At 38.1% G+C, this 24,553-nt stretch carries 24 protein-coding genes and 1 riboswitch; of the genes, 15 read left to right on the plus strand and 9 right to left on the minus strand.

What is annotated here, in order from left to right; translation table 11 throughout:
- Positions 1–189: 189 nt before the first annotated feature.
- A complete protein-coding gene (locus tag FPQ13_RS07030; protein WP_144088632.1) occupies positions 190–873 on the plus strand; it encodes a Crp/Fnr family transcriptional regulator in 684 nt (227 codons plus the stop codon).
- Between the two features lie 125 nt (positions 874–998).
- Here the strand turns inward: FPQ13_RS07030 and FPQ13_RS07035 are convergent, their stop codons facing one another.
- The gene (locus FPQ13_RS07035; RefSeq protein ID WP_144088633.1) at positions 999–1,790 is read right to left on the minus strand and encodes a putative hydro-lyase; all 792 of its coding nucleotides are present in this window, start codon (positions 1,788–1,790) and stop codon (positions 999–1,001) included.
- A 67-nt stretch (positions 1,791–1,857) separates the two neighbouring features.
- Entirely contained in the window at positions 1,858–2,535 is a 678-nt protein-coding gene (locus tag FPQ13_RS07040; RefSeq protein WP_144088634.1) for a DUF421 domain-containing protein, read from the minus strand.
- Between the two features lie 138 nt (positions 2,536–2,673).
- Here FPQ13_RS07040 and FPQ13_RS07045 point away from each other — a divergent pair, with 138 nt between their 5' ends.
- The 5 genes from FPQ13_RS07045 (at position 2,674) to FPQ13_RS07065 (ending at position 7,380) form a co-directional block, all read left to right on the plus strand.
- Entirely contained in the window at positions 2,674–3,165 is a 492-nt protein-coding gene (locus tag FPQ13_RS07045) for a metallophosphoesterase family protein (RefSeq protein WP_144088635.1), read from the plus strand.
- A 97-nt stretch (positions 3,166–3,262) separates the two neighbouring features.
- A complete protein-coding gene (locus FPQ13_RS07050) occupies positions 3,263–4,792 on the plus strand; it encodes an AbgT family transporter (RefSeq protein ID WP_144088636.1) in 1,530 nt (509 codons plus the stop codon).
- Between the two features lie 198 nt (positions 4,793–4,990).
- Complete coding sequence (locus FPQ13_RS07055) at positions 4,991–5,491, plus strand: DUF4871 domain-containing protein (protein WP_144088637.1); 501 nt, start codon at positions 4,991–4,993, stop codon at positions 5,489–5,491.
- A 50-nt stretch (positions 5,492–5,541) separates the two neighbouring features.
- Positions 5,542–5,817: a GIY-YIG nuclease family protein gene (locus FPQ13_RS07060; protein ID WP_144088638.1), complete on the plus strand. Its 276-nt coding sequence runs from the start codon at positions 5,542–5,544 to the stop codon at positions 5,815–5,817.
- Positions 5,818–5,943: 126 nt separating this feature from the next.
- On the plus strand, positions 5,944–7,380 hold the full coding sequence (locus FPQ13_RS07065; protein ID WP_144088639.1) for an alanine/glycine:cation symporter family protein: 1,437 nt from the start codon (positions 5,944–5,946) through the stop codon (positions 7,378–7,380).
- Positions 7,381–7,789: 409 nt separating this feature from the next.
- On the opposite strand, the gene FPQ13_RS07070 is transcribed toward FPQ13_RS07065, so the two are convergent.
- On the minus strand, positions 7,790–8,095 hold the full coding sequence (locus tag FPQ13_RS07070) for a winged helix-turn-helix transcriptional regulator (protein WP_144088640.1): 306 nt from the start codon (positions 8,093–8,095) through the stop codon (positions 7,790–7,792).
- Between the two features lie 134 nt (positions 8,096–8,229).
- On the opposite strand from FPQ13_RS07070, the gene FPQ13_RS07075 reads away from it, so the two are divergent.
- Positions 8,230–8,757, plus strand: coding sequence for a YceI family protein (locus FPQ13_RS07075; RefSeq protein WP_144088641.1), 528 nt, complete (start codon positions 8,230–8,232; stop codon positions 8,755–8,757).
- An 89-nt stretch (positions 8,758–8,846) separates the two neighbouring features.
- On the opposite strand, the gene FPQ13_RS07080 is transcribed toward FPQ13_RS07075, so the two are convergent.
- Positions 8,847–9,773, minus strand: a complete 927-nt coding sequence (locus FPQ13_RS07080; RefSeq protein WP_144088642.1) for a glycerophosphodiester phosphodiesterase family protein — start codon at positions 9,771–9,773, stop codon at positions 8,847–8,849.
- 206 nt (positions 9,774–9,979) lie between these two features.
- On the opposite strand from FPQ13_RS07080, the gene FPQ13_RS07085 reads away from it, so the two are divergent.
- The 5 genes from FPQ13_RS07085 (at position 9,980) to FPQ13_RS07105 (ending at position 16,966) form a co-directional block, all read left to right on the plus strand.
- The gene (locus FPQ13_RS07085; RefSeq protein ID WP_144088643.1) at positions 9,980–11,356 is read left to right on the plus strand and encodes a dipeptidase; all 1,377 of its coding nucleotides are present in this window, start codon (positions 9,980–9,982) and stop codon (positions 11,354–11,356) included.
- 397 nt (positions 11,357–11,753) lie between these two features.
- Positions 11,754–12,458: a CAP domain-containing protein gene (locus FPQ13_RS07090; RefSeq protein WP_246065417.1), complete on the plus strand. Its 705-nt coding sequence runs from the start codon at positions 11,754–11,756 to the stop codon at positions 12,456–12,458.
- 106 nt (positions 12,459–12,564) lie between these two features.
- A complete protein-coding gene (locus FPQ13_RS07095; protein WP_144088645.1) occupies positions 12,565–14,283 on the plus strand; it encodes a PucR family transcriptional regulator in 1,719 nt (572 codons plus the stop codon).
- Between the two features lie 226 nt (positions 14,284–14,509).
- Positions 14,510–15,718: a M24 family metallopeptidase gene (locus tag FPQ13_RS07100; protein WP_144088712.1), complete on the plus strand. Its 1,209-nt coding sequence runs from the start codon at positions 14,510–14,512 to the stop codon at positions 15,716–15,718.
- Between the two features lie 42 nt (positions 15,719–15,760).
- A complete protein-coding gene (locus FPQ13_RS07105) occupies positions 15,761–16,966 on the plus strand; it encodes a cystathionine gamma-synthase family protein (protein ID WP_144088646.1) in 1,206 nt (401 codons plus the stop codon).
- A 93-nt stretch (positions 16,967–17,059) separates the two neighbouring features.
- On the opposite strand, the gene FPQ13_RS07110 is transcribed toward FPQ13_RS07105, so the two are convergent.
- Genes FPQ13_RS07110 through FPQ13_RS13450 form a run of 3 tightly spaced genes read right to left on the minus strand, consistent with a single transcriptional unit; the run spans position 17,060 to position 17,935 of the window.
- Positions 17,060–17,461: a thiol-disulfide oxidoreductase DCC family protein gene (locus FPQ13_RS07110; RefSeq protein ID WP_144088647.1), complete on the minus strand. Its 402-nt coding sequence runs from the start codon at positions 17,459–17,461 to the stop codon at positions 17,060–17,062.
- Between the two features lie 18 nt (positions 17,462–17,479).
- Positions 17,480–17,779, minus strand: a complete 300-nt coding sequence (locus FPQ13_RS07115; RefSeq protein ID WP_144088648.1) for a TIGR04104 family putative zinc finger protein — start codon at positions 17,777–17,779, stop codon at positions 17,480–17,482.
- 12 nt (positions 17,780–17,791) lie between these two features.
- A complete protein-coding gene (locus FPQ13_RS13450; RefSeq protein WP_186279590.1) occupies positions 17,792–17,935 on the minus strand; it encodes a hypothetical protein in 144 nt (47 codons plus the stop codon).
- Between the two features lie 189 nt (positions 17,936–18,124).
- Positions 18,125–18,230: riboswitch (TPP riboswitch) on the plus strand.
- Between the two features lie 84 nt (positions 18,231–18,314).
- On the opposite strand from FPQ13_RS13450, the gene thiT reads away from it, so the two are divergent.
- Together thiT and FPQ13_RS07125 are read left to right on the plus strand one after the other, a co-directional pair.
- A complete protein-coding gene (thiT, locus tag FPQ13_RS07120) occupies positions 18,315–18,884 on the plus strand; it encodes an energy-coupled thiamine transporter ThiT (protein ID WP_236782532.1) in 570 nt (189 codons plus the stop codon).
- 160 nt (positions 18,885–19,044) lie between these two features.
- Positions 19,045–19,521 carry a glutathione peroxidase gene (locus FPQ13_RS07125; protein WP_281281195.1) on the plus strand — a complete coding sequence of 159 codons (477 nt, stop codon included), beginning with the start codon at positions 19,045–19,047 and terminating at the stop codon, positions 19,519–19,521.
- A gap of 125 nt (positions 19,522–19,646) precedes the next feature.
- Here the strand turns inward: FPQ13_RS07125 and FPQ13_RS07130 are convergent, their stop codons facing one another.
- Positions 19,647–20,300 carry a hypothetical protein gene (locus FPQ13_RS07130; protein WP_144088651.1) on the minus strand — a complete coding sequence of 218 codons (654 nt, stop codon included), beginning with the start codon at positions 20,298–20,300 and terminating at the stop codon, positions 19,647–19,649.
- 163 nt (positions 20,301–20,463) lie between these two features.
- Here FPQ13_RS07130 and FPQ13_RS07135 point away from each other — a divergent pair, with 163 nt between their 5' ends.
- The gene (locus FPQ13_RS07135) at positions 20,464–22,863 is read left to right on the plus strand and encodes a penicillin acylase family protein (RefSeq protein ID WP_144088652.1); all 2,400 of its coding nucleotides are present in this window, start codon (positions 20,464–20,466) and stop codon (positions 22,861–22,863) included.
- A 94-nt stretch (positions 22,864–22,957) separates the two neighbouring features.
- On the opposite strand, the gene FPQ13_RS07140 is transcribed toward FPQ13_RS07135, so the two are convergent.
- A complete protein-coding gene (locus FPQ13_RS07140) occupies positions 22,958–24,430 on the minus strand; it encodes a methyl-accepting chemotaxis protein (protein ID WP_144088653.1) in 1,473 nt (490 codons plus the stop codon).
- Between the last annotated feature and the right edge of the window lie 123 nt (positions 24,431–24,553).

A 24,553-nucleotide genomic window follows, 5' to 3' on the forward strand; every position in this document is an offset into this window, starting at 1 on the left:
TTGAACCGCCGTATACGGAACCGTACGTACGGTGGTGTGAGAGGTCGGAGGTTAACTACCTCCTCCTACTCGATTTAGAAAAATAATCTATTGTGATCTTTTTTGTTGTTGAAATTTTAAAAACGATTATGAATACTATATATGTATCTATATAATAGAATTAATGATTAATTGGAAAGAAGGATTTCAATGGTATATTTTCTTGAGTTTTTTAAGCAATTTCCTGTTTTTTCTGGTTTGACAGATGATGAATTAGGTGAAGTGGCAGAGATTTCTAACCACCGGATTTTCCCGAAAGGCACAAATATATTTATTGAGGGAGAAGAACGAAAAGCTGTTTACTTTATTTTGTCTGGATTAGTGAAAGTATATAAAGTAAATGAAAAAGGCCAAGAGCAAATTATTTCCTTCCTGCATTCAGATGAAATGTTTCCGCATGTTGGTTTTTTTGATGAAACACCATATCCGGCGACGGCAGTCACGATCAATAAGGTTGAGCTACTCTCGATCCCCATTGAAGAATTCGAGATATTAATGCTTCGTAAACCAGAGATTTCAATAAAAGTGATGAGAGTGATGGGTAAAAAATTATTAGAAATGCAGAATCGAATACAGTCAATCACTACTCAAAGTGTTTTTTCACGCATCATCAGCACATTGTTGAGATTTTCAAAGGAATTGGGTGAGCAACAAGAAGACGGAACAATCTTAATACGTATGCCAATGACCAATACGGATCTCGCTAGTTTAATTGGTGTGACGCGAGAATCGGTCAATCGTACATTGAACCGATTAAAAAAAGAGGGGATTGTTACTCATAGCCGTAAGGAAATTAGCATTTTGGATGAAAAGAAACTGATTGATTATACATAAAATGTTTTATGGCGTTGAGGTAGTAGTAGAGTGAAAGGTCTATAAGAGACTATCAAATATAACGCGTAACAACAAAAACCGAACGGCTATCCATCAGATAGTCGTTCGGTTCTTTTATTAATTATTTATTTAAATGAATTGCGATTCTCTAAAAATTCTTTATTTGTAATATCAGTAACAAACATATGGCCTGGTGAGTGGGTGATCATAAATGGGACTTTGCTTTTTACTGCAGCCATTTGAGGCGTCACCCCACAAGCCCAAAAGACAGGTTCTTCATCGTCTTCTATTTTGACCGTATCTCCGAAGTCAGGCTGTTCAATTGCTTCGATTCCAATTTGATTTGGGTCACCGATATGAATAGGCGCCCCATGCATGTTTGGATAGTTTGCTGTAATTTGACGAGCTTTTTCAATCAAATTCCTTTTAATTGGTCGCATCGAGACAACGAGAGGTCCATGGAACACACCAGCCGACGTTGTCGGAATAGATGTCGTATACATGGCGACATTCTTTCCTTCTTTAATATGTCTTAATGAAATTCCAGCATCAAGCAATGTTTTTTCAAATGTAAAGCTACAGCCGATTAAAAAGGTCACCAAGTCACTTTTCCAAAGAGATTCAATAGAGCTTAGTTCTCGATCGACTTTCCCATCATGATAAATTCGGTATCTCGGCACATCTGTCCGAATATCTGAGCCAGTCGCCAGGTTAGACTCTACTTCACCTGGTTCTAAGACATCGATGATCGGGCAAGACTTTGGATTTCGGTGAGCAAATAGAAAGAAGTCAAAGGCGTATTTCTTGGGTAAAATAACGACATTTGCCTGAACAAAGTCCTCGCAATGTCCAGTAGTCGGTCTAGTAAATTCACGATTTCGTATTTTTTCTCTTAATCGCTTAGGATAGGCTCTCACTATTATTACGCTCCAATGTAAATGATAGTGTTAGCGTATCTTTTAAATTATAGGAAGTCAATGACGGTTAGCTATCATATGTTTGTATGTTGAAACCTCCAGTTGGATGCCATTCAGCAAAATAAACATTGTCTAGCTCAATCTCTTTATCTTTTAGTTGCTCAAGCAACCAATCCTTCGTTTTACCAGCAGATTTCAGATCCCTTTCACTGATATTCCCTTCTTCGATAAATAAATAACTTGGATAGTTTTGCTCAAAATCTTCAAGTATTTCATCTTTATCTACTTGATCATATCTCGCTTTTTTAATGACACTGACTAAACCACTCGTTTCTAAAATGGCATATTGCACCTGTTCTATAGAGAATATACCCTGCATGCGTAAAAGCGTACGGATTTGCTCTGTTTCTAATTTTGCTTTTTCTACGTTTCGGATATTTAATTTCCCATCCTTAACTAATGTGATCGGACGCCCTTTTAAAATTGGACGTAATTTATCATATTTGACGATTAACGTTTCAAGCAACCAAATTAGTAAAGCCCATAATGCAAGTGCAAAAATAATGTGATAAAATTTAGCTTGGTCATCATAAATTGACTCTTCGATGATACCGCCCAATATAAGTGCATACACAAAGTCGAGAGGAGTCACTTGGGAAAGTTCTTTTCTGCCAAGCACTCTAGTTATAATGACGATACCGACCAAGCCGATAATTAATGATACGGCAATTGTTTGAAACATCATTGATTTGTCCTCCTTTTTTATTAGTCGCAATAACAGTACCCGAGTAAGTGACCAAGCAAACGTTAAAGGCAGTTTGTAGCGGTTTCATATGAATTGAAGCTGTCTTTAAAAAGAAATGGATATAGGAAGGAGTCAACTATGAAGGCCATTGTCATCGGCGATACTCACATGCCTAAAAAAGCAGAAGGACTGTCAAAACGACTTGTTTCTGAGTTGGGCCAAGCAGATTTAATTATACATACAGGAGATTGGTCATCACTCGATGTTTACGAGGAATTAAGTCGATTTGCTGAGGTAAAAGGAGTCAAGGGCAATGTTGATAACGTTGAAATTGTAGAGCGCTTTCCCAAAAAATTGCTTCTGACTGTAAAAGGATTTCGTATCGGTGTAATCCATGGAGACGGTACAACGGGAACGACAGAAAAGAGAGCTTTAAAAGCATTTGAAGATGATGATGTAGACGTTGTTTTATTCGGTCACTCGCACATACCGTATCTTCGTTTTCATCAAAAAACATTATTAATTAACCCAGGTTCACCAACGGACAAACGAAAAGTGCCCGTAAATTCTTTTGTCGTTTTAACGATAGAAGAGACGATTGAAACATCATTTAAATTTTTTCATTCATAATGAAATAATGGAAATAGTTTTTACTCTTCACTTCTAAAAATGTCTGTATTACAATCAATCACAAGGTCTGAATCAAAAAAACGAGAGGAGTAGACCAATGCAACAAGAGAAACGAAAAGGCTTTTTTCAACGTTTTCTAGATCGCATAGAAAAAACGGGAAATAAGCTACCACATCCAATTACGCTTTTTGGGATATTAGCCCTTATTGTCATTATTCTTTCTGCTGTTGTCTCAAGCCTAGGAGTTAGCGTTGAGCATCCTGGTAAAGAAGGAGAAATGGTAGAAGTCACCAACTTATTGAGTAAGGAAGGTGTTCGATACTTATTTGAAAGCATGGTGGACAACTTCATCGGATTTGCTCCATTAGGTGTTGTCCTAGCCACTATGCTTGGAATTGGTCTCGCTGAGCGCACAGGATTGATCAGTGTGCTGCTTCGTGGATTTGTCATGGCGATTCCAAATTCATTGATTACAGCAGGTTTAGTGTTTGCAGGTATTATGTCCAGTGTCGCAGTAGATGCTGGGTATGTCGTATTACCTCCGCTAGGAGCGGTAATATTTGCTGCGCTCGGCCGCCACCCATTAGCAGGTATCAGTGCGGCTTTCGCAGGTGTGTCGGCAGGTTTTAGTGCCAACTTAACTTTGTCTTCACTCGATGCTTTATTAAGTGAGTTGACGACCTCAGCGGCAAGTATTATCGATCCTGCTTACGCAGAACAAATGAACATAGCCATGAACTGGTGGTTCATCATTGCATCGACATTCTTCTTGACCATTGTAGGTGCATGGGTAACTGAGAAAATCGTTGAACCTCGTTTAGGAAAATATGAAGGTGGATATCAAGGGGAAATTGAAAAACTGACGGCGACGGAGAAAAAAGGTATAAAATGGGCAGGTCTATCTGTTCTAATAACAGCGATCTTATTAGCTTTGCTCGTTGCATTCCCGAATGGTCCTCTTCGTGCAGATGATGGCGGTATTATTGACTCGCCATTTATGAGCTCTTTAGTGCCAGTTATTTTAATACTATTTTTCGTGCCTGGATTGTTTTATGGTATAGCAACGAAATCGATTAAAAGTGACAAAGATGTCGCAGACCAATTGACGGATACGATGGCAACAATGGGTATGTTTATCGTATTGGCATTCACGGCTGGTCAATTCGTTGCCTACTTTAGTGAGTCCAACATGGGACTTGTTTTAGGGGTATACGGAGCTGAATTTTTAGATACGATTAACTTAAGTGGTATCCCACTGATTATTACATTTGTAATCATTGTTGGTTTCATTAACTTATTCATCGGAAGTGCGACAGCTAAATGGGCGATGATTGCACCAATCTTCGTTCCAATGATGATGCAATTGGGTTATTCACCAGAATTGACCCAAATGGCGTATCGTATTGCCGATTCAACTACAAATATTATTACACCATTGATGACATACTTTGCGTTAATTATCGCATTTGCACAGAAATATGATAAGAAAATGGGTATTGGTACATTAATTTCAGTTATGCTACCTTATTCTATAGCTTTCTTAATTTCTTGGACAATCATGTTAATTGTTTGGATGTTATTAGGAATTGACTTAGGACCAGGCGCACCAATTATATATAATCCATAGATTTTATGACGAGAGACCTCATAGATCATGGGGTCTCTTTTATTTGGTTTCATTTGATCAAAACAGTGTTCATTCAACGCGTAATTAGAATAAAAAGTATTTTTCTATAAAAAATTTTACAAAATCTTATATAGCTGATTTTTAGAAGATATGATATATTTGTAAAATAGTTGATTCAATTACATAGGGGGAACGACGATGAGAAAGTCTATGATTTCAATCATCACACTCGTCTTATTAGCCGTTATTTTGGTTGCTTGCTCAGATGATGCGGAAGAGTCTCAAAATGAAAACGATGATGGTTGGAGTGAAAGTCCTGTTTTTGAAGTAGGAGAGTATGAGGTAATCGGAAAAGAAGAGCGTTTAGCTATTGATCAGATTCCTTTTGTTGCAGGAGAAAATGAACAATATGTCATGTACTTCTGGGGCGAACAGGAAGAATTAATGAATGGTCCCGTAAAAATAGAAGCATTCCATGAAGATGATGAGGAAAAAAAGAAAGCCATCGTTGACTTGGCCGGAACTGAGAACGAAGAAAAAATATGGGAAGCAACTGCACCGCAAATTGGTAAGGAGCAAGCTCACTTACCTTTAGTGTTGTCATTACCGACTGAAGGTGTTTGGCGTTTAGATGTTTATCTGGGCGATGAAATGTTTGATCATATTTATGTGAAGGTTCAAGCGAGTGAGGAAGCTTAATTGATAACCATGGCCATTTAGGTTGTGGTTTTTCTTTGGGGTGAGTTTAGATGAAAAATGATGGGGAGTTTTTTGTTTACATGCTTCGTTGTAAAGACGGATCTCTATATACGGGTTATACCGTTGACTTGCAAAATAGGTTGAAATTACACCAAGTCGGTAAAGCTTCTAAATATACTCGCTCAAGGGGACCTGTTGAATTAGTTTATGTCGAACAGCTTGCCACAAAAAGTGAAGCAATGAAAAAGGAAGCTTATGTGAAGAAACTGAAAAAAAATGAAAAAGAAGACTTGATTGGTTCATTAACAAATCAGCTTCCAAAATGAAAAGCCCTTCAACATTCTTAAAGACTTACTGAGTGAAAACAGTAGTACATTCATTAAAATTATCGGTTTGTCCGTGTATGAAGTGGGGAACTGGATACAGAATATGCTTAGAAAGGAGAATATCACTTGAATGCAGTAGAAAACGTACTTAATGATATTATTGGTTTTGGTAACACAATTTTTTGGGATTATATTTTAATCTACTTACTTATTGGTGCGGGTCTTTATTTCACCCTAGGAACTAAATTTGTTCAGTTCCGCTTATTTGGCAATATGTTTAAGGTCATTACGGAGGAGGCCGTTGAACAAAGTGGACGGCGGGGAATCAACGCTTTCCAAGCTTTCAGTATCACGATCGCTTCCAGGGTCGGGACAGGTAACCTGGCAGGTGTTGCACTTGCGGTTGCCATCGGTGGTCCAGGGGCTGTTTTTTGGATGTGGATGGTTGCGTTAGTCGGAATGGCAACAGCATTCATTGAAAGTACACTGGCACAAGCATATAAAATCCCTGATAAAGACGGATTTCGTGGAGGGCCAGCTTATTATATGCAAATGGCTCTTGGTCAGAGATGGATGGGTGTATTATTCTCCATCTTAATCATTATCACATTCGGATTAATCTTTAACTCAGTACAAGCGAACACAATTTCGCAAGCTGTTGATCAAGCCTTTAACATTGATCCAATGTGGACAGGGCTCGTTCTCGTTGCGTTAGCTGGTATAGTTATTTTCGGAGGAATTAAACGGATTGCAACCGTTGCAGGGGCAATTGTTCCGTTCATGGCATTTATTTATATACTGGTTGCCCTATACGTAGTGATCACGAACATAACAGAAGTACCTGCAGTATTTTCACTAATTTTTAAAGATGCATTTGGATTAGAGCAAGCCTTTGGCGGTGGTGCCGGAGCTGCAATCATGTATGGAATCCGTAGAGGACTTTTCTCTAACGAAGCAGGTATGGGTAGTGCACCGAACGCAGCTGCAACAGTTGGTGTCAGTCACCCTGCAAAACAAGGTTTGGTCCAATCTTTAGCAGTATTTTTCGATACAATTGTTATTTGTAGTTTAACGGCATTTATCGTTATCCTTTACGATAATTTTTATGGCGCTTCAGAAGATGGAATTCAATTGACACAGGTAGCACTTGATGCTCACATCGGGGCATTCGGTTCCATTTTCTTGGCGATCATCATCTTTTTCTTTGCGTTCAGTTCATTAGTTGGGAACTACTATTATGGTGAAACGAATATCGCATTTCTTAAAAACAGCCCGGTTATGTTAAATATTTATCGTGTCATTGTTTTAGGAATGGTCATGTTTGGTTCCTTGGCTTCTGTACAAATCGTATGGAATATGGCTGACTTGTTTATGGCGTTAATGGCAGTTGTTAACTTAATCGCTATTTTATTTCTGGGAAGAGTTGCTTTCAGAATCTTACAAGATTATGTTGATCAGAAGAAAGAAGGAATCGATCCACAATTCCATTACTCTCGTATCAAAGGATTGAAGAATGTAGAGTGGTGGGGAATGCAAGATGAAAAAAATCAACCTCCAAAATAGGTCTCATTGCCGTTTTCGGCATTTAAGCAATCCATTAGGTCATCGAGAAGACATCTCGGTGACCTTTTCATTTCCTGGGCAGCCCATTCGGTCGTCGAGAGTGTGTCTCGATGACTTTTTGACCATCCAAGCATCTCATTTTGTCGTCGAGAACGTGTCTCGAAGACCTTTTCATCATCTAATCAGTGCATTTTGTCGTTGGGAACGCATCTCGAAGACCTTTTCACCATCCAAGCAGTACATTTTGTCGTCGAGAATGTATCTCGATGACATTTTCGTCAAAGAAAGTTAACGGTAACTCCTTTATCTTAAAAATGATAGATCGAATTTAAAACACATAATCGGTTCCATTCAAATGTTACATCAAAAAATCAGTCGAGCTATGTGCAGCCCAACTGATTTGTCCATTTTATAACCATTCTTCTGCCCACTCTTGTGTGCATCGAATGACTGGTTCCATCGCTTTTCCTTTATCTGTCAACGTATATTCAACACGGACAGGAGTTTCATCATAAACTTTACGCTGAACGATTCCTTCTTTTTCTAGTTCTTTCAACCGCTCAGACAATACTCTACCACTTATGCCAATCGAGGATTCGAATTCGCAAAAGCGTTTTGGACTCTCAAGGAGTTGATAAATGATTAATGTGACCCAACGTTTTCCCATTAATGTTAATGCTTTTTCAACTTTATCGCATACGGCTGAATCTGCCATGTAAATCACCTCTTTCCTATAGTATACAAAATATAAGTAAAAAAATAAACAAAACAAACTTACTTGACGTAAGGATATATCTAAAGTATACTTACTTACATAAAGTAATTAAATAATTTTTAGGAGGAATTATTATGTCAAATATTGTATTAGATCAACCGCATAGTTCCATTAACTTTCAAGTGAAACATATGATGGTTTCAAAAGCGAAAGGTGAATTCAGAGACTTCGATATCCAAGTCGATGGTGACATTAACGACTTAGAAAACTTAAGTATTGAAGCAGTAATCCAAACAGCATCAATTGATACGAATCAGGCTGATCGTGATGCTCATTTAAAATCAGAAGATTTCTTTGATGTAGAGAAGTATCCGACAATTAAGTTTGTAAGTAAATCCATGAAAAAAGTAAGTGGTGATACGTACGAACTAACTGGCGATGTTACAATGAAAGGTGTTACAAACGAAGAAACTTTCACTGTCAACTTCAACGGTCAAGGGAAAGAACCAATGCAAGGTAATACAATTGCAGGTTTCGATTTCTCCGGTACGATCAATCGTGAAGCTTATGGATTGAGCTGGAACGCAGCACTTGAAACAGGTGGCGTACTCGTTGGCAAAGATGTTAAAGTGAATGGCGAAATTGAGTTAATCATCAAATAATCGAAAATAAAACAAACCCCAGATTGAGGAAAGATATTTTCCAATCTGGGGTTTGTGTATGTTATTCTTTTCATCCAATGAGCGAGTAACTAACGTAATCCTTTTTCTTCTAATATTTCAATTAATAAATCAGGTCGGTCTGTAATGATTCCGTCTACACCTGCATCAACCATTTGCCTCATCGTCAATTCATCATTAATCGTCCAATAATGAATATCCATGCCAAGTCTGCGTGCGCCTTCCATCATTTCTTTTGTGAAAAAGTTGAAGTATTTATTTGCACGTGGAAGTTGAATGACATCTCCGGTGGGTTGAAATAAGTTACGTAAGAAGAATTTATGCGCAATCGTAAAGTTAAATACCACTTCTCGACCAGTTCCGAGAGCTACCTGCCCTTTAGCTAAGGAGTCAAAACGATTAATAATCTTTTGATTGAACGACGAAACCATCACTTGATCATGCATTTCGTATTCTTCAATGATAGCCCAAAGTTTTTCAACAATTTCTTGATGTACATCTGCAGGGTTTGTATGTTTGACTTCAAGCATATAATTCATGTCTGGATAGCGTTCAAATACCTCACGTAGCGTTGGTTTATAGACACCGATTCCTTTGAATGCATACTCTCCCTCTGTATTTTGAAAATGATAACCAGCATCCAGTGCTAAAAATTCATCTAATGTATAATCTGCAACATATCCTGTACCATCTGTCGTTCTGTCAACTGTCGGATCATGGGCGAGTACGATTTCACCATCTTTTGTAATGTGTAAATCGACTTCAATCATATCGACACCCATTTCAGAAGACATTTTAATAGCGGTCATCGTGTTGCCAGGAGCAATCTGATCTCCTGCTCTGTGAGCAATCACCATCGGTCCTTCGCGATCATTTTTAAAGAATGGGTGCTGATCAATCGGCTTAACAGGTAAGTAATTTAATGCAATAAAAACGACAGCAACACCCAATAGTATGAGAAGAAATTTCTTAAGTCTGATTTTCGTCTGTTGTTTCATCGTCAGTTCCACCTTTAGGTAATCCAAAAACTATACTTTATCCATACCTTTTAATGAAGGTTATATAACATCAAGATGATAACTTGTAAAATTGTTAACGTTTTGAAATAAAAGCTTTAGAAATAGATCTCTATAAAGAATTCTTTGTAGTTCTCGTGTAAATTATATCAGTTTTCTTTATAATAGAAATTAGAGGAGGTATTGTTATGCAAAATGAAGTAATTGAATATTTAAAGAAACATCGTGAAAAGCATCTAAGTGAACTGAAGGAATTTTTATCTATCCAAAGTATAAGTGCATTGTCATCTCATAATGAAGATGTCAAAAAAGCAGCAGAATGGGTGAAGAATGAGTTAGGAAACATCGGCTTTGCTCACGCTGAAATTATGTCTACTGATGGCCACCCGGTTGTTTATGGTGAGTACATAAGCGATGAGAACGCTCCAACCGTACTTGTGTATGGGCATTATGATGTTCAACCTGTCGACCCAATCGAGTTATGGGATTCAGAACCGTTTGATGCGACTATTCGAGATGATAAAATTTATGCACGTGGTGCTACAGATGATAAAGGACAAGTATTCATGCATTTAAAAGTTATGGAAGCAATCTTAAAAACATCTGATAAAGCACCTGTGAACTTCAAAGTACTGATTGAAGGAGAAGAAGAAGTCGGCAGTCCGAACTTGCCGAAATTTGCTCAAGAAAAGAAGGATCTACTCGAAGCAGATTTGATTGTCGTCTCTGATTCCGCACTCGTCGAAAGAGGTAAACCAACAATTACGTATGGTTTAAGAGGCCTTGCAGGTATTCAGATCGATGTAACGGGTGCGAAAAGTGATTTGCACTCTGGTGAATATGGTGGAGGTGTCGTCAATCCAATTCATGCACTCGTAAAAATTGTCGACAGCTTCCGAGATGAAAAAAATCGAATCCAAGTCGAAGGTTTCTATGACCGAGTTCCAGAATTATCTCAGGAAGAACGGGATGCACTTGCGTCTGTTCCATTTGATGAAGAAAAATTGAAAAATGATTTAAATGTTCCTGAGTTAGATGGGGAAGAAGGTTATAGCTATGTCGAGCGGACTTCTGTTCGACCAACACTTGAGGTCAACGGGATTTATGGTGGTTTCCAAGGTGAAGGCATCAAAACCGTTTTGCCGAATAAAGCTACCGCAAAAGTTACCTGTCGTCTAGTCCCTGACCAAGATCCAGATGAGATTGTCGAGTTATTGACTAATCACGTAGAAAAACATACACCGAATGGAGTTCATGTGGACATTAAACCATTCGATAAAGGAAAGCCATATGTCACACCATTTGATCATCCGGTTATCAAAATGGCAGCAGAAGCTTATGAGAAAGTGTATCAAGCTGAAACGGCTTATATTCGAGGTGGCGGTTCAATCCCGATCGTAGCTGAGTTAGATGAAATTTTAAACGTACCCGTTGTGTTAATGGGCTTCGGATTACCAGATGAGAACTTGCATGCGCCAAATGAGCATCTTAACCTTGAGAATTTTGATAAAGGTATGGAGACATTGGCCCATTATTATTATATGTTAAACGATTACAAAGGTTAATATTTAGCGTTAATACCCGTACGGCAAATTCGATGCTGTGCGGGTTTTTAATTTTTGAGAAGAGCGAGTAACTAAAAGTAAGCTCTAAGTATGCCTATACCCCCGAGCGGCCAGAAAATAAAGCTAAAAAGTCTTATAGGAGCACTCTATACCCCCAAGCGGGTAGAAAATAAAGCTAAAAAGTCTTATAGGAGCGCTCTATACCCCCAAGTGACCGGAAAATAAAGCTGAAAAGTCCTATAGGGACGTTCTATACTCCCGAGTGACCAGAAAAATAAATTGAAAAGTCTTATACAAGCATTCTGCACCCCTAGCTAATGATGCGTCTCAAATAAATCAGAGGCATATTTTTTTTACGGTCACAAAAACTAACGATATCTGAAGGAGGGAGATATTCGTGAAAAAGTTAACCGTAATTTTGTTTGCACTAATTATTTTTTGTGTCGGTTGTGGACAAGAAGAGGAAAGTATTGATTTTAAATTTGAACCAGATCCAGTAAGCTTCGAAGATGACGACGTAAGACCGCGTCAAAATCGGTGGGCGAATGATGGCGACCCAAACTCGATCCAGAACCCTGATTATCCAATAGGAACAAAGGAACGTGAACGTACAAATGAGAACAATCAACGTGGTTTTGAATCAGAAATCGATCCTAGACCAGGGATAGGTTCACCTGAAAAACGAGACGGTGATTCAGTTAAAACTCCATCACAGTTAGAAGATTTATTGGAAGAGATTGTTGAATTAACAAACCGTGAAAGAGAAGTAAATGGATTGCCGGCTTTGCAGATTGACACTGAATTACAAGATGTTGCCCAAGAAAAGTCTGCTGATATGGCTGACCTCAACTATTTCAGTCATGAATCACCGACCTATGGCTCACCTTTTGATATGTTAAATGAATTTGGGATTGATTACGAAGTAGCAGCTGAAAATATTGCAGCGGGATTTTTTGATCCTGAAGATGTCGTGAATGGTTGGATGAACAGTGAAGGTCACCGGGAAAATATTCTAAATGAAGAGGTTACTCACATAGGTGTTGGATTTGAAGAAGGTGGAGAAATGGGAACGTATTGGACACAATTATTCATTGCTAAATAAATAAGAAACGCTGCAAAATACAATAGTGATAATTTTCCGAATTGACTGTTAATGATTCCCTTTTATATAATGAATATGTGAAGAGAATTATAAGTGGGTGAGGAAAATGGGGATCAAGCTTGCAGAAGTAATGAATATTCCTTCTTTACATGATGTTCACGTCGTAACAAGCGAATCTTTATTGGAGACAAAGAAAGTAGAGTGGGTTTCCATCGTAGAGTTACCCGTTCAGAACTTTATTCGTAAACATGAGCTTGTTTTGTCGACGGCAACAAATTTTAATCACCATTCAGATTTAAGTTATCAATTTGTAAGCGATATCATCCAGTCAGGTGCGACTGCGTTAGCAATTGCGACTAACAATCAAACGGAACCTTTGCCCCAAAAAATCATTGATTTGGCTAATGATAATGATTTAGTTCTCTTAATGCTAGGTTGGAAATCCAATTTTTCCGATATAGTTCAGGAATCTTTGCAAATGATTAATGAACATAATGAAAATCGAAGAAAAAAAACAGAGCGTTTGCGAATTCGCTTAACGGATCAAGTACTCAATAATAGCTCGTTGGAAACGTTGATGGAAATACTGTACAAAGAGATCAATATTCCTGTCGCGATCAGTGATGAAGAAAAACAAATACGTGCTAATTATGATTTCGACCAAGAGATTATAGATGCCATTAATCAGTTTAACGATCTTCCGGTACACTTGATGGAAACACCAGCTGTACCATCAAGTGACCATCCATTGTACCAACATATTAATCAATATGTGGTCGGCGATCAAACGTGCTATGAACTAACCATATTTTCGAATCACAAAAAACAAGGATATTTATTGTTTATGCCCGATAGTTCCGATGAGTTGGACTGGTTTGTCATGCATGCGTTAGAGCATGGGTTGACAGCATGTGCGTTATATTTCTTAACGGAGAATGCGATTGAAATGACAGAGATTCGATTAAAAGATAATTTTGTCATGCAGTTGGCTAAAGACATTGAACGTATCGATGCAAAAGTTTTATCAAAAGGAAGCCTGCTCGGTTACGATTTATCCTTACAATATGCTTGTATTGTAGGTGATTTTACCACCAATCATTATCCAGAAAATTCATGGCATGAAGAGAAAGATCAACCAGGACATTCTTCTTTACACAGTTTGAACTACTATATTCAAAAAGAGATAACATATGCAGAACAGCAATTAAACCGTCGAACAATGTCCTCTTTTGAAGAAGGAGAAGTTGTTATATTTTTAGAAATCGATGAAGAAGGCCATCAAAAGACCATCAGTCACTTTCTCGATATGATTGAACGACGATTGCATGATCAATTGGCCGGCGTTACTTTCGCATGGGGCATTGGCATTCACAATCAAGGGCTGCAATCTTTTTATGAGAGCTATCAAGAAGCAAGAACAGCACTCGATCTTCATGTAGAGCAATCAACTTTTGGTGGTAGAACATTTTTTGAAGAAACGAAGTTAAATCGATTGTTGTTAAGTATAGAAGGAACAGAGGCTCTGATTACAATCGTCAATGACACCATTCGTCCACTGTTGGATTATGATCAAAAAAAGAAATCAGATTTGATTCACACGTTCATGACATACCAAACATTTAAAGGAAACGTTAGTCAAACGGCGAGAGCATTGTTTTTACATCGTCAAACATTGTTGTATCGATTAAAAAGAATAGAAAGTCTGACTGGGCTGACACTCGTTGATTCTGATGATTCATTTTTATTAGAAATGAGTATTCGATTATGGCAGTTAAAAAATGGCGAATGGAATGAAACGGAAACCAGAAGCTCTTCTGACATATAAATCCATAAGATGACCCCGTATGAAATAGTTTGAATTTCATACGGGTTTTCTTTATAAGCAACGTTCTACATAGCAAGTAAGCAAAGTGTATAAGTACCCAATTGAAAACTTCATACAGATTGTACGTTACCAAAACCATCTTAACGGTAATACAATAGAGTAAGAATAATTGTTTAAATATTCAAATTATAAAGCGCTTTCATCAGGAAGGGAGGAACACCTCTTGTTGACTTTCGAAGTTGGAGAGTACTTGAAACGATTGAAAAAAACAAAACAACGAATGGAAAAGCACGGTGTAGATGTTTTGTTGGTGACAGATCCAGCAAATATGAATTATTTAACAGGTTATGACGCATGGTCCTTTTATGTGCATCAAATGTTGATTGTTATGATCGATGAACCGCAACCGATATGGGTTGGTCGATATATGGATGCGAATGGAGCAAAGCGTACGACGTGGATGCATGATGAAAATGTTGTGTCTTATCCGGATTACTTCGTGAATTCGCATCAATTTCACCCAATGGAATACATTGCAAAGCTTTTAACTGAGTTAAAGCAAGAGAAACGGGTGATTGGCGTAGAAATGGATCAGTACTATTTTTCAGCAAAATCATATACGACGCTGCTTGACAATTTACCAAATGCGACATTTAAAGATTGTACTTCTCTCGTAAATTGGGTTCGTATCATTAAATCTGATCAAGAGATTGAATTTATGCGAAGAGCGGGAACGTTGGCAGAGCAAGCCATGCAAGCAGGAATTCATGCGATTCACACAGGATCAAGAGAGTGTGATGCAGCAGCATCTATATACTATGAGCTAATTAAAGGTACAGAAGAGTTTGGTGGCGATTATCCATCCATTGTACCGATGCTACCGACAGGTGATAAGACTTCAGCACCTCATTTAACGTGGTGTGATGATCATTTTGAAGAAGGGAATGCCGTTATTATTGAACTTGCTGGTTGTTATAAGCGCTACCATGCACCATTAGCTCGTACGGTATTTCTTGGTAATCCAACTGATCGATTAAAGAAATTGGATGAGATTGTAAAGGAAGGCATTGAAAATGTACTGCAAAAAGTGAAACCAGGCATCTACCTTGAAGAACTTGAGGAAGCTTGGGTCGAGTCAACACGGAAATATGGGATTGAAAAAGAATCTCGTCTCGGTTATTCAATTGGATTAAACTATCCGCCAGATTGGGGCGAACATACAGCAAGCATCCGAAAAAATGATCGCACAGTTTTAGAACCAAATATGACATTTCATTTTATCCCGGGATTATGGTTTGACCAAGATGGGATAGAGACGAGCGAATCCTTCCGTGTGACAGAGGACGGAGTAGAATTACTGACAAATTTCCAACGTGGACTTATTCAAAAAATACCATTCCATTTTCCTGATGATACAAAAGGAATTATTAGTTAAGTAAGCAATGAATATAGATAATGATTAAGGAGGAGATTATATATGACAACATTTAAACCAGGAACGAAAGCTTCATGGTCAGGGGAAAAGCACCAATTAGCATTTGGGGCAACACAAGTACCCGTCGTCAATAGTGTATCTTTCGGATACGATGATATGGATGAATGGTATGAAATTGCAACAGGACAACGAGAGGGTCATATTTATGGACGGAACACAAATCCCACCAATCAAGCTTTTGAAGATAAACTGAAAGATTTGGAGAATGCCGAAGCAGCAACAGCTTTTGCTTCAGGCATGGCAGCGATTTCAAATACGTTATATACCTTTTTACGCCCTGGAGATCGCGTCGTTACCATCAAAGATACGTATGGTGGAACGAATAAAATTTTCACAGAATTTCTACCGAACATGGGTGTAGACATTACGTTCTGTGAAACCGCAAATCATGAAGAAATGGAAGCGGAAATCGCAAAAGGTTGTGACCTAGTTTATTTAGAGTCGCCGACAAATCCAACACTGAAGATTATCGATATCGAACGGATGGCGAAAGCAGGACATGAAGTTGATGCGCTGGTAGTAGTGGATGGAACATTCGCTTCACCAATTAACCAAAACCCGTTAGAACTCGGTGCGGATATCGTTCTTCATAGTGCAACAAAATATTTAGGTGGACATTCCGATGCAATGGGTGGAGTGGTCGCAGGCAGCAAAGAATTAGTCGATCAGATTTACCATTACCGTGAAATTAATGGGGCAACGATAAATCCTCATGCTGCTTATTTGTTACTGCGTGGCATGAAAACGTTAGAATTACGAATTCGCCAACAAAATGAAAACGCAATGAAAGTCGCTCAGTATTTAAAAACTTCCGAATGGGTAACCGATGTATTTTATCCTGGATTAGAAGATCATGTCGGCCATGAGATCGCGAAAAAACAGATGAAAGACTTTGGAGGAATGCTTAGCTTTAACGTCCGTGGTGGCGTTGAAACAATGAATCAACTGTTACCGAAATTAAAATTAGCGAAGCGGGCAGCGAGTCTTGGTTGTGTACAGACAATTATTGGACCTCCGAGGGTAACGAGCCATGTTGAGTGTACACCAGAGGAGCGTGCTGCAATGGGAATTCCTGAAGGGTTAATCAGGTATTCAGCGGGAATTGAAGACCCAGATGATTTAATCGCTGATTTAGAGCAAGCTTTTGAATCCTTACCAAAGGAGATTTTAACAGCAGAAGTAAATTAAATCGGTAGGTAGTCATGAACACTTAAAAAGCAGTTCAGATTAGGCCATTCCTAATTGAACTGCTTATTTATATTGGTATACAGAAAAAGTTACCTATGTTTCGTTTAATAAGAATTTGCGACGATTATCAGGCGTAGGGACCATACATGAGTCTTGAGTTCCAAACCACTGATATCGATTACGGGCAATATAGTTATATACTGGATCGCGAAGTGTATGAGGTAAAATAATTAGTGGATGGAAATACTTCCAAGGAGATGGAAGATGTCTTGCAATTCGGAGAGCCGCTGTTGATTTTGTATAAATTCTACCTGATTCAATAAGAATCATGCTACTAACATCATTCGTTTTTAATTGGTTCATTACTTTCCTACCTAAATCACTTTGTAATGAAGCAAAACGGAATTGATCTTTTGAATCTCGTGTAATTAAAAATTGGACCGCACCATTACATAAATTACATACACCATCAAATAATATAATTGATTTATCCATAATCAACTCTCTCCATTCCTACCATAATGGCTCTTCTTGATCAGTAAGTTCAAATAAAAAGGGAAATAGCAAATAATAGCCAATGAGTAAAATGAAAAGGATACCGATGGAAATAGACATCGGGACTTCAAAAAAGTTAAGCGCAGAAACAAAAAGAACACTTAACATTGTAATAAACATTCCTTTTCTTCTGCTCCTAGCCGTATAATAATTCGTCTCACCACAGTTTGGACATCGTTTTCCAACACCTGTACTGGAAGCCATCCCCAAAGCTTCTTTATAGGTGTATTCATAGCTACAATGTTTACATTGAAACACTCTATTCGCTCCTTATTTAAATAGTTTCCTCAGTAATTTCCCAGATCCTTTACCAGCAACGCGCCTACCGACACGTCGGCCTACACGTCCCTTTCTAACGGCGTCTACATCATTCCAAATACGAAGGAACTTGTAAATTTTCGATTTTAAAGACATACGCCCATCTCCTTTATATAGTCATCAAAGCGTACTCAAGTTTCCATTTATCATGAATAACAACATTCTACATATCTTAAGTATACATCTTTTGTTGAATTTTCCCAAGAGCATGACGCGGTTGGTCAGACTACCTTGAAGTTATACGGATGGTCGGTTATAATGAAGGTGACAAAAAAAGTGAATCGACAAGACCACAGGGGGAGCCATTGGTATGGCTGAGACTGAGTGTGATGCTCTAAACCCTTTGAACCTGTTAGTTAGCACTAGCGTAGGGATGTGGCTTCAATGGTGCAATGCTGGGTGACCCATTAATGAAGCCTCCCTAGGATTGCTTTTTTTGTTGTCTTGAAAGAGATACAGAAGGGGAGGAATTATTATGAATCATAAAACATTGATGTTAGTGGAAATAGCGATATTAACAACGTTAGCTTTTCTGCTCGACACCATACCAGGGTTGCAATTTACCATTTGGCCACAAGGTGGTTCGGTATCATTTGCGATGATTCCAGTTTTTATCATTGCGTTCCGTTGGGGATTAAAAGCAGGACTTGCCTCTGGGTTGCTTTTCGGAGTCTTGGATCTAGTATTTGGAGGTGTCGTAGTCCACTGGCTACAAGGATTACTGGATTACATTATTGCGTTCGTTGGACTTGGTGCGGCTGGAATATTTGCAAGTGGCATTAAAAGCGGCTTGCAAAATGATGATAAAACTAAAGTGTCCATGCTTATAATCTTTGGGACATTCATAGGCATGGCTATCCGTTTCGTTGCTCACTATTTAGCAGGGGTAATTTTCTTTGCTCATTTTGCACCGGAAGGCCAACCTGTATGGATTTATTCATTAGTGTATAACTCGACTTATTTGATTCCCGGTTTTATTTTATCTGCAGCAATTATTATTATGCTAGTCATTTCCAGACCTCAACTCGTTGTACGTAATAGCTAATATAAAAAATCCCTTTCCCAGCAAAGGGATTTTTTAGTTAAAGCTTTTGAATCATTAAAAGATTGGTAGGAACGTTCAGTGGAAGATTCAGATTATTTGTTTCGTCATAAGTGTACTCGTATAATTAAGAGTAGAAGTCAAAATAATGGAGGTACACATCGTGAGTACAGTGTATGATATTTCCGTTGAAAAAATGAACGGGGAAACAGCTACCCTAGGTAACTATGCCAATCAAGTAATGTTAATCGTTAACACAGCAAGTAAATGTGGTTTTACGAATCAATTTGAAGGGTTGCAAAAGTTATACGAAACTTATCACGACCAAGGTTTCGTCGTGCTTGGTTTTCCGAGTGATCAATTTATGAATCAAGAATTCGATAACTCTGATGAAATCCTGGATTTTTGCCAGACGAATTATGGTGTATCGTTTCCAATGCATAAAAAGACAGATGTGAAAGGTAAAGAGCAACATCCGTTATTTCAATATTTAACAGGCGAGAAGAAGGGGATGCTTGGCGGTGAAATTAAATGGAATTTTACGAAGTTCTTGGTTGATCGAGAAGGAAAGGTCGTTGAAAGATACTCACCCCAAACAAAGCCAGAAAAAATCGAAACAGACATAAATAAATACCTTTAAAGCGAATTATCATATAAAGGATTTAAGAACTATGAAGTTTTAACCAAAGCCAAACCCCAGTTGGATGTGATACTGAATCCAACTGGGGTCTGACGTTATACATTGTATTCGTATTTTTAATGTACTTAGAAATTCTTGTTAATGTTTTTATCTTTAAGGAATAGTGACTTCTCCGAAAAAGATAACGTAAAGTGACCACGTTCAATAGATAACTCATTTTTCATTTCATTTAATAATTCTTCTAATGCTTCTTCATCGTTATCCTTTTCACCTCTTGAGAGTGTGAGACGAATAACGACCCCTGTATCTTGTCCCTTTAATGAAGGGATATCGTCATGGGATATATTCAGTTGGTCGCCTATGTCCTTCGGATATGTCAACCACAATTCTTTAATAACATTCTGCCCAAATTTGTCTTTCAAACGAGGCATTAAGAATTCTTCTAATTCGTCTTCCCATACTTCAGCCACGTAACTATCTGTATATTCACCCGTTTTTCGATGAGGGTAAACTAAGAATTGGAAATCAGGATTGTTGACCGGCTGAACAATCGCTGCATAAGAGAATTGCTCATAGATAGAAGCATTGTCATACATGACTTCAACGATTTCCATCTCATCTGTAAAATGTTTATCTAAATAGTCGGCAGCTTTTACTTTAACTTCCTCTGTTCGCTCAGGATCTTTTTGTAATCCAAAATAAGTAGCCGTTACGATTACGATGATTAATCCTAGCAAAAAGATACCGAATACTAAAAAGACCTTATTTTTATTACTCAAATCATCACCTCAGTTTTTTATGAGAGCAACGTGTCTCTTCTTTTATCTATTATATAGAGGGGGAGAGGGTGAGTAAATGCTATTCATGAAAAGTACAAAAATTTGTTAATTAGATAGAATTTTTGTAATATTATATCTATATAGAGTTGAAGGGGGAAAGTCGATGAAAGAAGCAATTCAATTGGATCCAGTGTATCCGAAGAAAAAGATGAATAAGTGGCTAAAATGGACGCTCATCGTCTTGGCGATTCTAGCTGTCGTCATTATAAGCTTACTGATTTACGTAAACGCTTACATCAATCGGTCGCTTGCACAGACAGAAGGGACAGTAACTTTGAATGGTCTAGAAGAGGAAGTGACGGTTGTGTACGATGAAACAGGCGTCCCACATATTCAAGCGGCAAATGATTTAGATTTATTTTATGCACAGGGCTACATAACAGCGCAAGATCGGATTTTTCAGATGGAGTTATCGAGGAGACAGGCATCCGGCCAGTTAAGCGAAGTCATTGGTGAAAGTATGCTTGAACAAGACAAGTATTTTCGGACATTGGGCTTACGTAGGGCTGCAGAAAAATCGTTAGAAATATATGACGAGGAATCTCTTAATGTATTACAAGCTTATGCAGATGGTGTAAACGCATATATCAAGCAGATGGAAACGACAAATTCCATGCCAGCTGAATTTAAACTCGCAGGGTTGAGTGAAATGAAAGAATGGACACCATTGGATTCACTGACAATCGGAAAGTTTATGGCCTTCGATTTAGGTGGGCATTGGGAACGGCAGGCGTTTAATTATTATTTAATGAATCATTTCGATGAAGAAGTTGCCTATGAATTATTCCCGGCTTATCCAGAAAATGGCCCAACAAACATCATGGAAGAAGAATATGTCGATGTAACTGCCAGTCTCTCTAAAGCAGTTATCCCAGATGAGTTTAATGGGAGTAATAATTGGGCAGTGAGTGGTGAAAAGACTAAATCTGGTTCGCCGATTCTATCAGATGATCCGCACTTAGGATTGTCGACACCTTCGATTTGGTATCAGAGTCATTTAGAGTCACCTAACTATAATGTATCCGGTGTAATATTTGCTGGTGTACCTGGTATCATTTTAGGACATAACGACCAAGTTGCATGGGGAGTTACGAATGTCGGTCCTGATGTACAGCAATTATACTTAGAACGAAGACATGAAAACGATCCGACAAAATTTGAGTATGACGGTGAGTGGTATGAAGCCGACGTCATTACGGAAACCATTCACGTGGATGGTCAAGAATCAATTGACTATGAAGTGATTGAAACGATTCACGGACCGGTCATATCTGAATTTGCCAATGGCGTTGGTGAAGTTGAAGGAGATACTGTTTTATCGGTTGATTGGACAGCTTTAGACGCTACAACAGAATTAAAAGCTTTATTAGAGTTCAATCGGGCTACAAATTGGGAGGAGTTTGAGGAAGCATTGGAAGGATTCCACGCACCAGCCCAAAACTTTATGTTTGCCTCCAAGGATGGAACGATTGCATATAAGGCAAATGGAAAGATACCGATTTATGAAAACCCTGATGATGCCTTGTTACCAATGCCTGGTTGGGATAGCCAGTATACATTGGATGAATTCATTCCATTTGATGAACTGCCAACAATCGTGAATCCGGAGAAAAACTTTATAGCAACGGCAAATAATAAAGTCATTGGTGACTCTTATCCATATCACATTAGCCATGTATGGGCCCAACCTTATCGTTATTCAAGGATTGAGGAGTATTTATCATCAAAAGATGATTTGACTGCAGAAGACATGATGGAGCTGCAAATGGATGAGAAAAATAAACAAGCAGAATTATTCGTGCCAATATTTATGGATGTTCTAGGCAATCAAGCGGATTCGCAAGAGGAAGAGCAGGCGATTAAACTATTAGCCGAATGGGATTTTGAAGATCATAAAGAGGAAGCGGCACCACTGATTTTCCATAAAATGTTGAGACAAATTGAGGAGAATTTATATGGCGAGGAATTGCCTGAAGAAGTCCTGTCGATGTTCAAAGGAATGGGTCAAACAACGGACCAACTGATACTTCGTTCATATGAAGGTGAAGAGCTGCATTGGATAAAGCAAAATGGAGGATTAGATCAATTGCTATCCGATTCTTTCAGTGAAACGATTCAACATCTTACAGATGAATATGGTGAGAACTTGAATGAATGGAAGTGGGGAGATTACCACCAAATCTATTTTGCACACAATTTATCTGGCATTTCTTTCTTAGAACGTTTTTTCAATCCTGATCCACCTCAGCCATTCGGCGGAAGTAGTGTCACTGTGATGGCAGCAAGAAGTAAAGAAAACGGAATTGTTAATCACGGAGCTGGCTGGCGATTCGTCAACGACCTGGCTGATCCTAATTCAGGCTATCATATTGTAGGTCCTGGTCAGTCTGAGCATTATCGCAGTGAATTTTATCAGAATCAATTAGATGATTGGATAGAAGGCAATTACCATGAGACAAGAATTGATAATTATTCTGGTAAACAACTTACTTTGCAGCCTTAACTGAAAAAATTACTGTTGGAAACAAATTGTTGTGATTAATATTCATAATAAAACCCGAACGATCTTAATCTAAATCGTTCGGGTTTCATTATTTTTAAGCTCGTTGATTCAATTCATGCAACGCTTGAGTTGTTCGCTCAATCTCTCCATGTAACTCTTCGTTCTGGTTCGCTTGGTTTTGAACAGTAGCACTGATTTCTTCAACGGAAGCAGTCGATTGTTCTACAGTTGATGAGAAGTCATTCATAGAATCCTCTATGAGTCTTGCATGCTCATTCACCTCATCAGCTAGTTCTTTGAAGCTTCTCATTTGGCTCATTAAAGTGTTGGCATTATCCGAAAATGAACCGAATAACTCACTGTTTTCCGTAATTGATTCAATATGCTCTTTCATTTGCTGATCAATAAGATGGATTTGTCGATCGGTTGTTTCATTGGAATCTTTCATACTTGTTAAGTTATTCGAGATTTGTTTGGCCGTTTGCTCCGTGTGATCTGCTAGCTTACGGATCTCTGCTGCGACAACAGCAAATCCTCTCCCATGCTCGCCTGCACGAGCTGCTTCAATCGATGCATTTAAAGAAAGCAGGCTAGTTTGTTCAGTTATGTCTTGAATAGACTGAATAAAAGATACAGATGAATCCACTTTTTCACTTAATTCATTGAATGCTGACTTCATTTCTTGGATATTCGTTTGGAAGGTTCTCATCTCATCGACGAGTTCATTTGACTCAACCTTTCCTTTTTCAGCATTCGCTCTCGTTGTTTCAGTCTCTGACTCTATACGATTTAAATCACTAACCATATTTTTTAATAACATCGATGTTGTGCCGATGGACTGGTGAATATCAGAAATTGTTCCTGCTTGAGATTCCGTACCAGATGCAATCTCTTGTATAGCTCGGTTCATTTCATTTAATGCATCTTTTTGTGTATTCGATTGCCATTCAATCCCATCCATGCTTTGTTGGATCTTTTTCGTTTGTTGCTCGATGAATTGATTTTGTTTTTGCTCCTTCTGAATTGCTTCTTCATTATTCGTTTGGAGTTCATCCATTATTTTTTGGTTTCGTGATGTAATGACAAGTTGTAACAACAGGACAATACTTGTCAATGTGAAAATCAACAATGATGTTGTGTAATCAAATAAAAAAGTTTCTCCATGTATATAGATAAATGTGATGAATAATCCGATACTAATTGTGAAACCAAATAAGAAAATGGGTAAAGATAGATAGAAAGAACTTGTGATTAATAAAAAGTAAATTAAAGCGGCTGTTTGTCCAGATGTTGTCGCAACGGTTAAAATCGTACCGATGATTAAAGAGATCCCTGAAATAAGTATGTAAGGAACAACATTTGATAACTTTCTGAAATAAACAAGTGTACTGACTAGTAATAAGGTAACTAGGCTTCCGATTAATATGGTTAATATGACCAATTTTGTCTGTCCGATCGAATAAGTCACGCTCGTTCCAAGTACCATAACAACAAATAAAAAAACAATGGATAACCGGTTCTTTAAGTGCAACGTATTGGTGACGATCGTTTGAGCCGTATTTTCCATTTTTTCACCCCCGAAAAACAGTATTTACTATGTTTATCGGTTATTTTTGATAATTAAATAGGATTTTTTCGAAATTTTTCACGATATTTTAAATTATAGTAAATAATTTTTTAAAGTTTATAC

The organism is Allobacillus salarius (assembly GCF_007559425.1).
GTDB classification, from domain to species: Bacteria; Bacillota; Bacilli; order Bacillales; family Alkalibacillaceae; genus Allobacillus; species Allobacillus salarius.

Excerpts from the sequence above, each read along its gene's own strand:
- FPQ13_RS07030 (WP_144088632.1), top strand. The coding sequence starts at position 190 with ATGGTATATTTTCTTGAGTTTTTTAAGCAATTTCCTGTTTTTTCTGGT.
- FPQ13_RS07040 (WP_144088634.1), bottom strand. The coding sequence starts at position 2,535 with ATGATGTTTCAAACAATTGCCGTATCATTAATTATCGGCTTGGTCGGT.
- FPQ13_RS07045 (WP_144088635.1), top strand. The coding sequence starts at position 2,674 with ATGAAGGCCATTGTCATCGGCGATACTCACATGCCTAAAAAAGCAGAA.
- FPQ13_RS07050 (WP_144088636.1), top strand. The coding sequence starts at position 3,263 with ATGCAACAAGAGAAACGAAAAGGCTTTTTTCAACGTTTTCTAGATCGC.
- FPQ13_RS07055 (WP_144088637.1), top strand. The coding sequence starts at position 4,991 with ATGAGAAAGTCTATGATTTCAATCATCACACTCGTCTTATTAGCCGTT.
- FPQ13_RS07060 (WP_144088638.1), top strand. The coding sequence starts at position 5,542 with ATGAAAAATGATGGGGAGTTTTTTGTTTACATGCTTCGTTGTAAAGAC.
- FPQ13_RS07070 (WP_144088640.1), bottom strand. The coding sequence starts at position 8,095 with ATGGCAGATTCAGCCGTATGCGATAAAGTTGAAAAAGCATTAACATTA.
- FPQ13_RS07075 (WP_144088641.1), top strand. The coding sequence starts at position 8,230 with ATGTCAAATATTGTATTAGATCAACCGCATAGTTCCATTAACTTTCAA.
- FPQ13_RS07080 (WP_144088642.1), bottom strand. The coding sequence starts at position 9,773 with ATGAAACAACAGACGAAAATCAGACTTAAGAAATTTCTTCTCATACTA.
- FPQ13_RS07085 (WP_144088643.1), top strand. The coding sequence starts at position 9,980 with ATGCAAAATGAAGTAATTGAATATTTAAAGAAACATCGTGAAAAGCAT.
- FPQ13_RS07095 (WP_144088645.1), top strand. The coding sequence starts at position 12,565 with ATGGGGATCAAGCTTGCAGAAGTAATGAATATTCCTTCTTTACATGAT.
- FPQ13_RS07105 (WP_144088646.1), top strand. The coding sequence starts at position 15,761 with ATGACAACATTTAAACCAGGAACGAAAGCTTCATGGTCAGGGGAAAAG.
- FPQ13_RS07110 (WP_144088647.1), bottom strand. The coding sequence starts at position 17,461 with ATGGATAAATCAATTATATTATTTGATGGTGTATGTAATTTATGTAAT.
- FPQ13_RS13450 (WP_186279590.1), bottom strand. The coding sequence starts at position 17,935 with ATGTCTTTAAAATCGAAAATTTACAAGTTCCTTCGTATTTGGAATGAT.
- thiT (WP_236782532.1), top strand. The coding sequence starts at position 18,315 with ATGAATCATAAAACATTGATGTTAGTGGAAATAGCGATATTAACAACG.
- FPQ13_RS07135 (WP_144088652.1), top strand. The coding sequence starts at position 20,464 with ATGAAAGAAGCAATTCAATTGGATCCAGTGTATCCGAAGAAAAAGATG.
- FPQ13_RS07140 (WP_144088653.1), bottom strand. The coding sequence starts at position 24,430 with ATGGAAAATACGGCTCAAACGATCGTCACCAATACGTTGCACTTAAAG.